Raw genomic sequence first — 12,782 nt, 5'->3', positions numbered from 1 at the left:
AGGGCATTTGAAAACCGTTGTTTTGCTCAATTCCGGCATTTTCGCGGATTCGAAATCCTTATTTATGAGGTATAAACTGCGGTTCCGAATCCGCTCAGGCTTTGGCTTTGAACAAAACTCCTGGTTTTCAAAGCCCTCTACAAATTAAAAATTGAGTCTCGGTTACGATTGGACGCACAAAAAGTTACACGAATTTTTGTGCCAATGACTAATTATTTTTGTGTTAACTTATGGGGCTTTCAGAAACGCTGGATATTTGTTTTCTTTTTGCGAGATTTAAAATTGTAATACAGGCGTACAATGACGAATAATACCAAAAACTGGATCGTACTGAAATTTGGAGGAACCAGTGTATCCTCCCTGGACAACTGGAAAAATATCACATCCATATTGCAAAGCCGGCTCCGCGACGGGTACCGTGTTTGCCTGGTTCATTCGGCGCTGAGTGGCATTTCAAACAAACTGGAAAAGGTGATTGAACCGGGATCGACGGAAAGTTCTGAGTTGATCGTCGAGGAGATTAAACAGCAACACCGCACGCTTGCAAAAGATTTGGGGCTCGATGCAGATCAGCTGCTGGCCGATGAGTTCAAGGAGCTCGAACAGCTTGCACGCGGTATCGCCCTGTTGAATGAGGCGGGATACCATGTGCAGGCGCGCATCATGGCGCTGGGTGAGCTGATGTCAACCAGGCTCGGCGCAGCGTACCTGAAGCAGCAGGGGCTGAGTGCCAATTGGAGGGATGCCCGATCGATGTTGAAGAGTATTCCGGTAAAGAATGCCAGTGAAAAGTCACTGGCACTTTCCGCCATCTGCGATACTGGGGAGGACCGCCCGCTACAGCAGGAACTGGACCGGCAAGAAGACGAACTGGTACTGACGCAGGGCTATATCGCCAGTGACGGTGATGGCAAGACGGTTGTTCTCGGCCGGGGGGGATCGGATGTTTCGGCAGCTTATTTTGCCGCCAAACTGCAGGCAGAGCGGCTGGAGATCTGGACCGACGTGCCGGGCATGTTTTCTTCCAATCCGCACGAAATTCCATCGGCGCGCCTGTTGAAACATCTCAGCTATGCCGAGGCGCAGGAGATCGCCACCAATGGTGCCAAGGTACTGCATCCCCGGTGTATCATGCCCGCGCGCATCCACAATATCCCGATTCATATCAAATGGACACAGGATCCGGGGCAGGAGGGGACGACCATCTCTGCCGCCGCAGCCGATGATGAGGCGCTGGTGAAGGCGATTTCGGTTCGCGAGAATGTGACCCTGGTGAGTATGGAAACCCTCGGGATGTGGCAGCAGGTGGGATTTCTTGCGGATGCGTTCAGCGTGTTTAAGCGGCATGGGCTTTCAATTGATCTGGTTTCAACCTCGGATTCAAATGTTACCGTCTCTCTCGATCACGGGGCCAACACCCATTTTCATGAGATCAGGGATCAGTTTGTGAGCGACCTGGGTGAACTCTGCAGGGTCCAGATTATTGAGTCGACTTCCGCGGTGAGCCTGCTGGGTCGTCATATCCGTACCATCCTGCATCAGCTCGGTTCTGCTTTTGAAGTGTTCCAGGAGCACGAGGTCTACCTGGTCAGCCAAGCGGCAAACGACCTGAATTTTACTTTTGTTGTAGCTTCAGGCCAGGCCGATCGACTGGTGCAGCAGCTGCACGAGCAGGTAATATCGAAGTCTGCCGGACAAATTTCCTTTGGTCCCACCTGGCAGCAAATTAATGGGTCGCATTCCGACTCCTCACCCTTCAGGGATAGCTGGTGGAAGGCAAAGCGAAAAACACTTGTTGAGTTGGCGGACAAACAGGGACCGGTTTATGTTTATGACTCGGAACAGGTGGAAAAGACGGTTGGAAACCTTCAGCAATTGACTTCCCTGGATCGACTTTTTTATGCGATCAAGGCCAATAATAACGAACAGCTGCTGCATATTTTCCATGACCGGGGACTGGGTTTCGAATGTGTTTCGATAGGAGAAGTGGAGTATATCCTGAAGTTGTTCCCGGGCATAGACACCGATCGGATTCTCTTCACGCCCAATTTTGCCCCGCGGGTGGAATATGAGCGGGCGCTTGAGCTGGGCGTACATGTAACCCTCGATAATATTTTTCCCCTGCAGGAGTGGACGGAAGTGTTCAGCGGGCATGAAATATTTCTGCGTATTGATCCAGGGCATGGCCACGGGCATCACAAGCATGTACGAACAGGCGGCACCAACTCGAAATTTGGTATCCCGCAATTTGAGCTCGACGAGGTGAAATCGATTGTGGATCAACACAGTATCACGGTGAAAGGGCTCCACGCTCACGTCGGCAGCGGAATCAAAGATCCCGAAAGCTGGAAGAGAACCGCCCTGGTGCTGGCCGGAGCAGCTGAACAATTCGAGGATGTGGAGATTCTGGATGTGGGCGGAGGACTTGGAGTCCGCGAAAATGAGATGCAATCGACGCTTGATCTGCAGGAGGTCGAACGAGAACTGGCCGAATTCAAAAAAGGTTTTCCTCAATATGAGATCTGGATGGAACCGGGACGGTATATGGTAGCCACCGCCGGGGTGTTGCTGGCCCGTGTGACCCAGATCAAGGGAAAAGGAAAGGTCAGGTATGTGGGCGTGGAAACGGGGATGAACTCACTGATTCGCCCCGCCCTGTACGGCTCCCACCACACAATCGTAAACCTGACAAAAATCGATGAATCTTCCACGCAGATTACCAATATTGTTGGGCCTATTTGTGAATCTGGAGACAAGCTGGGGATCGATCGCCTTTTACCTGAATCACGGGAGGGAGATGTGATTCTTGTTGCCAACGCCGGTGCCTATGGGCATGTAATGAGCTCCAGCTATAACATGCGTGAACCCGCCAGCGAAGTGGTCATATAGGGTTGATCAGGGCATCCTCAGACAGATCCTGAGTCATGATGTAACTGCAATTTGCAAGGCTGAAAGGGCCGTTCACAAGCACGGTTTTCCGCTATTTTCTTCAAATAAGTTGCATTTGATTAGGGATGGCGCCCACCAGGGCCCCTGACGAAAATGAACAAGGAAAGGGGGAGATCCCAACAAGAAAAAAGCTATTCCCCGATTGAGGTGTCCCTTTTGGATTGATCAAAAGGGACGAAAAAATAAAGGCCGCTGTGAAGGTAGTGATAGCAGTGCTAGAAAAGGGAACCATTTTCGTTTTGAGTACCTGTAGGAGCCACGTCCACTTCAGACCCGGTACTCGGCGCGGTATTGGGATTTTCCTTCTGCTTTTTGGTATTTACATACAACTCACTTTTGCATGAGGCGCCTTTTTCCGCGGTGAAATTTTCGGTGTGGATTTCGCCCTCAATGTATGCCCCTTGTTTGAGATGCAGACCTCTCCTGGCATGGACTTCACCTCTGACTCTTCCTTCAAGAACCACTACCTCCGCTTCAATGTCGCCGTCGAAATCGGTGGTTTCATCCAGAAAAACATATCCATTTATGCCGTTAGTCATAAACGCTCCCTCTTTGCTTGTTAAAATGCTGACTGTTGTACCTGCTAGCGAAAGTCAACTAGCCGCTGTAGATACGTTGAACGTTTCTTGATTTGTGTAATTTACTTTCAGTGCACTTATAATATAAACTACGTATAAAATTTTATTAAATATTAATTTGCAGATAAATAAAAATTAATATTTGTGGAATGTTATGGTCAAACACCTCCAGCAATGAACATTTGGCGGTCGGAAGAAAGCTTTCCCATTTGCCGACCGCGGAATGGTCACATTAGTGGATCCAGGATCTTCTTTCACTATTCAAATACCGGTTCAGAATTTGTTCGTACTTTTTTACCTGGATAAAAATTTCAGATCTTTGGCATTCTGTCCCCTCTCCATTGCATATTAATATGTTTGAACTGTTAAGCGTTCGATTAGCTGGATTTTTTAATACGGCAGGTTCTATTACTTCATCCATATTATTCAGGACAAATCCTCCCGCCTTATTTTGGTTCATATCCGGATTGGAAAAGCGACGTTTCCGGGATTGGTTCGATCATTAAAGGCTTGAAAAATAGTTTGTGATTCCACAGAAATAATGGGAATTTTGGCGCGTTACAGAACGTTGTTATAAATGGCTTTGAAGCAAGGAGCCAACATGGATTTTGTGTTCTTTCACTTACTGGGGGTGTAATGGATTCGACGGAATGCGTAGCATCGCAGGCTGCATGTCGAGTTCGAGCGATGGCACTCGTATAAAAACCATCATGCAAATATTGTAATTGACAACAATTACTCTTACAGCTTAGCTGCGTAAGCAGCTTTGCCGTTCACTCGGCTTCTTGCCTGTCAGTGCCGTTTGAACGTCGACTATGACAGGATAGCATGTGCTCCGCCGTCTGTCGGGGCATGTGTAAAACTTTAACAGGCTAGCTTGGTGTTAGCCTAGTTTCCAGGCAGAGCATCAGGCGAAACCCAATATGGAAACTACACATGTAGATGCTTGAACGATATACCATTTCGGACCGGGGTTCGATTCCCCGCACCTCCACAACCACCATATATAGCTCATCCTGCTACTTGGGATGAGCTTTTTTTGTGGCCCTGCTCACGGTTCAATTTATACGGCACAAAACTATTCCTAGTCAAGTAGAACACGTCAGCCCAGCTAAATATGCCTTGGTTTATTCCCATCGATAGCAGTTGAGATCTGTCCTCATTCTCTTTAAACCGAACTTTTCATCACTGATCGATAGTGCAGGCTGACGATTGCGGGGACGCTGAAGAGATCGTGGTCGCTAAAATTTTTTGTGTTTAAGCTGGCATAGGTATATTCCCGCCCTTATTTAAACTAAATCTAAATAAAGCAGGAAAATGAAAAGAGCTGCGTCTTTACTACTTCTATTCGCTGTTACGTGCATTTCAGCACTGGCACAGCAAAATCAGCAATTTTCAATTTCAGGAACGGTAACCACCGTCAATGGCGATCCGGTGGTAAATGCCAATGTGGTACTTGAGGGCACTTCTCATGGGGCATCGACTACAGTCGAAGGCAGGTATGAAATTGCTGGCGTCCCGGAAGGGGACTATACGCTCGTGATCTCAACAGTGGGGTATAAGCGCTTTACCCACAACCTGGCTGTTGATCGAAACCTGGAACTGGATGCAACCCTGGAACAACGGGTTGAGGCGATGGGGGAAGTCACCGTTTCAGGTAGAAGCATGGCGAACTACAATACTGCGGTCATTTCGCAGTCGCTGCGGCTCAATCAGGAGTTAGTCAGTGCTCCCCAAAATATTCAGGTTATCACCAAGGATCTGATCGACGACCAGCAATCAATTGATATGCTGGAGTCGGTCAGCAAAAACGTGAGCGGGGCACAGATGATTGAGCACTGGGGAAATTTTGCGCGGATTAACATGCGGGGCTTCCGGATTCCGGCCTTCCGCAACGGCATGAATTTGCAGTCCAGCTGGGGACCGCTTGCGGAAGATATGGTGATGGTTGAGCGCATTGAATTTGTAAAAGGTCCGTCCGCTTTTATGCTTTCCAGCGGCGAGCCCGGCGGACTCTATAATGTGGTCACGAAAAAGCCGGTCAGTCAATCTATAGGTGAAGTCGGCTTGACCACAGGCAGCTACAATACGCTGAGAGCTACGGTAGATGTTGGTGGAAAACTGAGTGAAGACGGCCGTCTGTTCTATCGTTTTAACGGTGCGGGCACCACTGAAAACTCGCACCGGGAATATGGATTTAACGACCGCTACACCCTGGCACCCTCCCTCAGCTACGGTATTGGCGACAATACCACGGTGACGGCACAGTATTCGCTGCAGTATTCTGAGATGTATATCGGTTCTGCCTATGTGTTTGCCCCGACCGATTTTGGGACCCTGCCGAGGGATTTTTCCATCTTTGATCCCCGAATTGAACCTACCGAAATGAAGGAACAGTTTGCCCATCTGAACCTGACGCACCAGTTTAATGACAACTGGAGTATTACTGGTCAGCTGGGATATATGAATTACGACCAGGTGGGCAACTCAATGTGGCTCGACAGCATCCAGAAAAATGGAGATATGATCCGGCGCCTGAGCATCTGGGATGCCCGTGACGAAGCCAAGCTGGGACAGCTGTTTCTGCGTGGGGAAGAGCAAACCGGGGGTGTTTCTCACAACATATTGGCAGGATTGGATTTCGGTTATAAAAACTACTTTGCCGACTGGAATCAATCCGGTGCCCTGGATTCCCAGAGTCAACCGTTCAATATCTATAATCCGAGTAACGCCAATGCCACCATTCCCGAGTTTGACCGCGAGACCAGTCTCAGAAAAAGGGCGGGTGGCAACATCGTCCGCAGTGAGTACTTTTCGTATTACCTGCAGGACCAGCTCGGCTTTTTCGACGACCGCATTCGCGTTACGCTTGCGGGCCGGCTGACCGATTACGAGAGCTCCTCGTATGGTTCCGGTACGGAAGACCAGGTGTTTTCGCCCCGTGCCGCGATCAGTTTTTCAGTCACTGAAAATACCAGTATCTACGGAATGTACGATCAGTCTTTTATCCCTCAAACCGGCCAAAATGCCCGGGGCGAGGCGTTTGATCCCGAGCGGGGCAACAACCTGGAAGGCGGCATCAAGCGCGAGTGGGCCAACGGGCGGTGGTACTCCACCATCACTTATTACCACATGACCAAAGAGAATATGCTGGTTGGCGATCCTGAAAACCAGAATTACTCTATTCAACTGGGCGAAGCCGTATCCAAAGGTGTGGAGCTCGACCTCCGCGGACAGGTAGCTCCCGGACTCAGGGCGGTGCTTAACTACGCCAATACCGACGTAAAGATTACGGAAGACACCAATCCGGAAAATGTGGGAACCAGGGTGGCGGGTCATGCGCGCCATCTGACCAATGGATGGCTGACGTACACGCTGCGGGAAGGTTCTCTTGAGGGACTGGGACTTTCACTCGGCTACCAATACCAGGTGGATCGTTCCTCATGGAACTGGAATGCTGAGAACGAGTCGTACCTGCCGGACTACTTCAGGATGGACGGAGCCCTCTCATGGGAACAACGCAACTACAGCATCTCACTGAATCTCAATAACCTGCTGGACGAATACTTGTATTCCGGTGCCAACTACGGAAGCTATGTGTACTGGCAAAGCGAGCCGGGCCGAAACTTTCGCCTGAGTTTTGAGTATGCTTTCTGATTGAGGGTTTTGTCCAAGGCCAAACACGCCGGAATTGGCAAAAAGATGGTTCACAGAGTCTTCCAATAATCAATAAGATTAAGAGGCTGTCTCTGCAGCATGCAGGGCGGCCTCTTTTTTTGTCACTTAACATGTCGTTTCTCTATCTTCCTTCAAGATCAGTCAAATACGTTCCCGCATTCAAGGGAGAAAGTGTTCAGGTTCACGTCAGGTTTTAGTTAACGACCGCCACCGTGGTGGCCGAAAAGCAAATAATGCAGATGAAAATACAAACGACGGCTCAGCTCAAGGCGCTTTCACTGAACGGCAGATCACTGGAATTGCCCGCCTCCCAAACCATAGAGCTGGAATTTTCCGCCATCGATACCGGGGGCGAATTCCGGGATGCCATCCTCGATTTCACGATTCGTATTTCCAACCAAAATGGTGTGGATTTTCAGAAGCCAGCCAATCAGTGTGATATCGTAGCTACCATGCAAACTCCCGATGAGAGAAAGCGGGAAGCAACTTTTTCCTCTCCTGCAGAACCAGTGTTAAATGATGAGAGTAGGCTGGAGGTGAACGGTCGACTGAAAGACGAGATGCTCAGCCGGGAACTGGCAGGATTTATGCTGCACCTGCTGAGATAGCTTATAATGACCCTTCAAGCAACTGCTGCGCCCGGTACTGGACATACCGATCCTCCACCAGGTTGTCGGGGCGCGGTTCGAGATTAAGTATGGTTTTGAGCTGGTTCCGGGCTTCCTCACCGCGATCAAATTCAAGCAGCAGCTGCGCATACAGCAGCAAGTTGGTGGGATGCTCCGGCGCGATGTTGACTGCTTTTTCCACCAACTCCAGGGCTTTTTGATCAGAGGGCCAGCCCATCACCAGCGGTATGTTCGGGGAGTGGAAATGCACTTGTGCGAGAATACGATAGCCGCCGCCTCCCTGGTAGTCGGCATCCAGGGAAATAATCTCCTTGCAGACCGCCCGTAGCTTTTTGGAGATGCCGTTGGTGGCCGCCGCCACAAAACCGTGTACATCCGCCCACCGACCCACGTTCGCCCCATACCAGAATTTGATCGGCACCGACCTGGGAAAGCGCTCCATCATCTCTTCTCCAAGCTTTTTACCGCGGTCATACAGCTCTTTTTGTCGCTCTTCGGGTAATCCCAGGAACATTCCCTTGAAATAATAGGAGCGTAGCAGAAATGTAGCTGTTTCTTCGGGATTGATTTCTTTTTTGCGTGCCTCCTCAAAGCTCTCTAGCGCTTTATTTATATAGGCAGGTTGGGCGCGAAAGGAATCGGCCTCTGCGGAACGCTGTTGGAACCACTTTTTGCCCGTCTCGTAAGGATTTTGTGCAGTGGCGCCTCGGGGAGCGCTCCAGAGTACAAAAAGAAGAGACAGGATAAAACAGGTGGTGAATCGATTTCCGCGATAATCGGTGTGAGTGAGTGGGTGAATCAAATATGAGTAGTTAAAGGTTGATAATATTTATTGTATCCTATTGGTTGATATCGATCTGTTCAACCAGAATCAAGTATCATTCCGAATAAGTAAGTGGGATTGCTGCATCTGACCAGTATTTCCATCCCGGCCAGGGTGGCGGCCAGGTTGCTAGTTCTCCCTAAATAGTGTTATTTACACACAACATATTTTTACTGTGGTAAATATACAAAAGAGCGGCAACAACTTGGATTATGAAAATTGCAGGAAACGATAATAATTTTTTGACCATCAGGCATCGCAGCAGTACCGTAGGATGGGGACTGTCAGTGCTGATCTTTTTTAGCGCCTTCTTAACCGGTAACCTCAGGGCCCAGACTTCTCTCGGAGATCTCCGGTCGGATTTCAGCCGGGAGGGAAATGTGATACTGTTCAGCGGTGAACATGCCGATCTCCAGTTGCAATTTTGTACGCCTTCCATCGTGCGGGTCCGCGCCAGCTGGGAGCGATCGTTTGATACTGCCGGCAAAGAGTGGATGCTGGTGGAGAACCGGTGGGCGGCTGTCAACATGGAACTGCATGAAACGGACCAGGAGCTCATTGTCGATACCGGGGAACTTGTGGTCAGGGTGAAGAAATATCCGCTTTCTGTTGAATTTCGAAAGCCGGACGGAACGCTGCTCAATACCGAGACAATCCTTGAAACGCCGTCGGCCGGCGGCATGAAGAAGCAGGGGGAAGCGGTTTGGGTACAGAAAAAGTTGTTGCCGGAAGAGCACTTTTTCGGTTTTGGCGAACGGATGGATTTTGTCGATCAGCGAGGTAAGAAGATACAGCTGAATGTGGGCCGGGGCACCGGTCGCCCTCATATTGTGGGAGCATATAATATTCTGGAGGCGAATTATGCACCCGTACCGTTTTTTATGAGCACCAGGGGGTACGGCATCTTTTTTCCACACGCCCTATGCAACCGAATGGGATATGGGACACACCCGGGAAAACAGCTACTCGTTTAAAGCCGAAGGGGGAGCCGTCGATTACTATTTTATATACGGGCCGGACTTTCCGAAACTGCTGGATCAGTATACCACCCTGACCGGCAAGGCACCGCTGATTCCCAAATTTGCCCACGGACTTCATGTCGGTACCTACAGCGGGGGCACCTGGGGACATGAGCAGCATACCTCTGATGAATACGTGGTCAACCTGGGTCGTAAATTCAAGGACTCCGGGATTCCGGCAGACCTGCTCCATCTCGATTCCACCTGGCGTATTTTTGGGCCCAATGGTCACGGCTCCACGACATTTGAATGGAGAGAAACTTTTGACAATCCCACCGCCATGTTCGACAGCCTTTATGCCATGAACTTTGACATGGTGGGGCTGCATGTGCGTCCCCGGTACGACAACGGCGAAAAGTATAACCTGCTGGACCGCGCCCGCGAGGCGGGAGTCGTCTACCCGGAGCCCGATGGAAAGGGCGAATTTGTCAATTTTTTTGATTCGGCCGCCGTCGACTGGTGGTGGGAAAACGGCGTGCAAAAGGTGGTGGAGCAGGGCGCGATGTTTTTCAAGACGGATGAAGGCAGCGCTTTTGGTCACAAAGCCAATGAAAGCGACAAGGTGGGTCCACAGGGGGAGGAGGCCGAACGCCTGCACAACCTGTTCCCGATCGCCTATGCAAAAGTTCCATTTGAGCGATTCCAGGAAGAAAACAACATGCGCGGGTTTAACCTGACGCGAGAGGGCTATGCCGGCATTCAGCGGTATCCCTACATCTGGGCGGGCGACTGGCCCAGCGAGTGGCAGTATTTTGAGCCGGTCATCCGCGCGGGACTCAACATGGGACTCTCCGGCGTGGGCTACTGGTCGCACAACATGGGGGGATTTGAACACAAACCCGATCCGGAGCTCTACATACGGTGGAGCCAGTTCGGGATGTTCAGCCCCGTGGCGCACCTTTTCGGGATGGATCATCCCGGCTACAAGGAGCCCTGGAGCTACGGGGATCAGGCAGAACGCATTTTCAGGAAGTACGATCGGATGCGCTACCGGTTCATCCCCTATATCTACAGTGAAGCCTGGAAAATGCACAACACCGGCATGCCACTGATGCGGGCCCTGGTCCTCGAATACCAGGACGACATCAACACCTATGATATCGATGACCAATACCTGTTCGGGGACAACCTGCTGGTAGCACCGGTTATCACGAAAGGAGCTCAAACACGCACCATTTACTTGCCGGAAGGTACATGGTATGACTACTGGAGCGGGCAACAATACACCGGCCGGCAGTATTACAATATTGTCACGCCCCTGGAGGAGCTCCCCATTTTTGTAAAAGCCGGTGGTATTATTCCGCAGCGCAATCGTATTGAGCAACTGGGTGAGATGCCCGCCGACACACTGACCCTGGAGATCTTTCCGCACGACACCTCCTCCTACGAAATATATGATGATGACGGTACCAGCAAGGAGTATACCGAGGGGAACTATGCAGTTACGGAGATCCGGTCGATAGACAATACGGATCAGCTGCGGGTAGAGATACAAGCCCCGGAGGGAGAGTATGAGGTCCCCGAACGGAATTACAGGCTCAAAATTCATACTGAAATATCTCCCAAGGCGATGGCCGAGGGGCAGCGCAGGCTGACCAAATTCGCGGGGTACGCTAAATTTTCCGATTCCGGGCAGCCGGGATGGTTTTATGACGAGAAAAGCGGGGAGCTCCTGGTGCGCCTGCAGGGCAGCAGCCGGCATGATATTACGGTTACGATGTTAAAGTGAAGCTAAAAAATTGAATATTAACCGTTGAACCCCCGTGGGAGACCGTATGAAAAAAAGATCGCATAAATTAATCTTCATGTTAAGCATAATGATGATAGCTATGGCAGCAACCAGCCGTTCCACTGCACAAGATGGATCTTCGGATGTGGGCAATTTTTATCCCCTGTTGAAAGAGTACAGCGCCCAACACCGGAACAGCCTCTCGTTCCTGGCCAAAGACTGGACCAGCCGGGAAACGTGGAGATCCACGGCCCGTTCCAGGATGGAGACGCTGCTGGCGTTCGACCCGGAGCCTGCCCCGCTGGATACCGAGGTCCTGCAGAAAAACCAGCGTGAGGGCTACACGCAGTACCTGGTACGATATAATGTAAATGCCTATCAAAAAACGGAGGCGTATCTGCTGATTCCCGATAACCTGGAAGCGCCCGCCCCGGCTGTTGTCGCACTGCACGATCACGGGGGCTTCTACTACTACGGCAAGGAAAAGCATAACATGACCGACTATCAGCCCCGCATTTTGAAGGAGTATATCGGTCAACTTTACGGGGGGCGCACCTACGCGGATGAGCTGGCCCGGCGCGGATATGTGGTACTGAGTCCGGATGCGATCTATTTCGGTTCTCAACGTCTTGATCCCCAACAAGTTACATCTGGCCGCATTGACGAGTACCTTCAGCAGGAACATGATGACCTGAATGAAAAAATCGAGGCGTTTAACGATCTGGCCGGCGACTTTGAAGTGCCGGTGGAAAAGACGATCCTGGCGGCGGGTACCACCTGGCCGGGCATCATCGTGCAGGGCGACTGCCGGGCGATCGATCTGCTTCACTCCCGGCCGGAAGTGGATACGGCGCGGATAGCAGCGATGGGACTTTCTCTCGGCGGACTCCGAACCACGTACCTGTTTGGGATGGATGAACGCATCAAGGCCGGAGTCATAGCGGGATTTTCCAGCACATACGGGGAGATGCTGCAGCGCCATTTCTGGAACCATACCTGGATGATGTATGTGCCCCGTCAATATCGCTTCCTGGATCTGCCGGATGTGGCCTCCCTGAACGCCCCGAGACCGCTTATGATTCTCAACGCCCGGCAAGATCAGCTGTTTACCGTGAAAGGGATGAAGGCAGCGGAGGAAAAACTTGCCACTATCTATCAAAAGATGGGGGCGCCGGAGAAATTCCGGGCCAGCTACTATGATGAGCCCCACTCCATGACCATCCCGATGCAGGACGACGCCATAAACTGGCTGGATCGCTGGCTGAGGTAACAAGCGCCTCGGTCCACGCTGCAGTAAAAAAAATTCGCAAGCAGGGGGAAATCAGCTCGAAATTTGTGATAAACCTTATAAAGCCGATAAATATTTAATGATCAAGT

8 protein-coding genes and 1 other RNA gene are annotated in these 12,782 nt (G+C 50.8%); 7 read left to right on the top strand and 2 right to left on the bottom strand.

All coding sequences use genetic code 11. The features are described 5' to 3' along the window. The first annotated feature begins 300 nt into the window (after positions 1-300). Complete coding sequence (locus ACG2E4_RS07360) at positions 301-2,889, top strand: bifunctional aspartate kinase/diaminopimelate decarboxylase (protein WP_395276153.1); 2,589 nt, start codon at positions 301-303, stop codon at positions 2,887-2,889. A gap of 275 nt (positions 2,890-3,164) precedes the next feature. Here ACG2E4_RS07360 and ACG2E4_RS07355 read toward each other — a convergent pair whose 3' ends face one another. Continuing rightward, positions 3,165-3,488, bottom strand: coding sequence for a polymer-forming cytoskeletal protein (locus ACG2E4_RS07355; RefSeq protein ID WP_395276152.1), 324 nt, complete (start codon positions 3,486-3,488; stop codon positions 3,165-3,167). Positions 3,489-4,154: 666 nt separating this feature from the next. On the opposite strand from ACG2E4_RS07355, the gene ssrA reads away from it, so the two are divergent. The 3 genes from ssrA to ACG2E4_RS07340 all read left to right on the top strand — a co-directional run bounded on the left by ssrA (position 4,155) and on the right by ACG2E4_RS07340 (position 7,813). Then, positions 4,155-4,524: a transfer-messenger RNA gene (ssrA, locus tag ACG2E4_RS07350) on the top strand. A 320-nt stretch (positions 4,525-4,844) separates the two neighbouring features. Continuing rightward, positions 4,845-7,184, top strand: a complete 2,340-nt coding sequence (locus ACG2E4_RS07345) for a TonB-dependent siderophore receptor (protein WP_395276151.1) — start codon at positions 4,845-4,847, stop codon at positions 7,182-7,184. A 260-nt stretch (positions 7,185-7,444) separates the two neighbouring features. After that, positions 7,445-7,813: a hypothetical protein gene (locus ACG2E4_RS07340; protein WP_395276150.1), complete on the top strand. Its 369-nt coding sequence runs from the start codon at positions 7,445-7,447 to the stop codon at positions 7,811-7,813. A 1-nt stretch (position 7,814) separates the two neighbouring features. On the opposite strand, the gene ACG2E4_RS07335 is transcribed toward ACG2E4_RS07340, so the two are convergent. Continuing rightward, positions 7,815-8,636 (bottom strand): tetratricopeptide repeat protein, encoded by an 822-nt coding sequence (locus tag ACG2E4_RS07335; RefSeq protein ID WP_395276149.1) that lies wholly within the window; start codon positions 8,634-8,636, stop codon positions 7,815-7,817. Positions 8,637-8,869: 233 nt separating this feature from the next. Between ACG2E4_RS07335 and ACG2E4_RS07330 the strand changes: the two genes are divergently transcribed. The 3 genes from ACG2E4_RS07330 to ACG2E4_RS07320 all read left to right on the top strand — a co-directional run bounded on the left by ACG2E4_RS07330 (position 8,870) and on the right by ACG2E4_RS07320 (position 12,675). Then, positions 8,870-9,631, top strand: a complete 762-nt coding sequence (locus ACG2E4_RS07330; protein ID WP_395276148.1) for a hypothetical protein — start codon at positions 8,870-8,872, stop codon at positions 9,629-9,631. After that, complete coding sequence (locus tag ACG2E4_RS07325; protein ID WP_395276147.1) at positions 9,597-11,405, top strand: TIM-barrel domain-containing protein; 1,809 nt, start codon at positions 9,597-9,599, stop codon at positions 11,403-11,405. Before ACG2E4_RS07330 ends, ACG2E4_RS07325 begins: the two co-directional genes overlap by 35 nt. Positions 11,406-11,505: 100 nt before the next feature. Continuing rightward, positions 11,506-12,675 carry a dienelactone hydrolase family protein gene (locus ACG2E4_RS07320; RefSeq protein WP_395276146.1) on the top strand — a complete coding sequence of 390 codons (1,170 nt, stop codon included), beginning with the start codon at positions 11,506-11,508 and terminating at the stop codon, positions 12,673-12,675. Positions 12,676-12,782: the final 107 nt, after the last annotated feature.

Source organism: Halalkalibaculum sp. DA384, assembly GCF_043951955.1.
Lineage (GTDB): Bacteria > Bacteroidota > Rhodothermia > Balneolales > Balneolaceae > JAMQKA01.
This window is presented reverse-complemented; position numbering and strand designations above follow the sequence as displayed.

Bases quoted from the DNA above. Each gene is read 5' to 3' on its own strand.
- ACG2E4_RS07360 (WP_395276153.1), top strand. From the start codon at position 301: ATGACGAATAATACCAAAAACTGGATCGTACTGAAATTTGGAGGAACC.
- ACG2E4_RS07355 (WP_395276152.1), bottom strand. From the start codon at position 3,488: ATGACTAACGGCATAAATGGATATGTTTTTCTGGATGAAACCACCGAT.
- ACG2E4_RS07345 (WP_395276151.1), top strand. From the start codon at position 4,845: ATGAAAAGAGCTGCGTCTTTACTACTTCTATTCGCTGTTACGTGCATT.
- ACG2E4_RS07340 (WP_395276150.1), top strand. From the start codon at position 7,445: ATGAAAATACAAACGACGGCTCAGCTCAAGGCGCTTTCACTGAACGGC.
- ACG2E4_RS07330 (WP_395276148.1), top strand. From the start codon at position 8,870: ATGAAAATTGCAGGAAACGATAATAATTTTTTGACCATCAGGCATCGC.
- ACG2E4_RS07325 (WP_395276147.1), top strand. From the start codon at position 9,597: ATGGGACACACCCGGGAAAACAGCTACTCGTTTAAAGCCGAAGGGGGA.
- ACG2E4_RS07320 (WP_395276146.1), top strand. From the start codon at position 11,506: ATGGCAGCAACCAGCCGTTCCACTGCACAAGATGGATCTTCGGATGTG.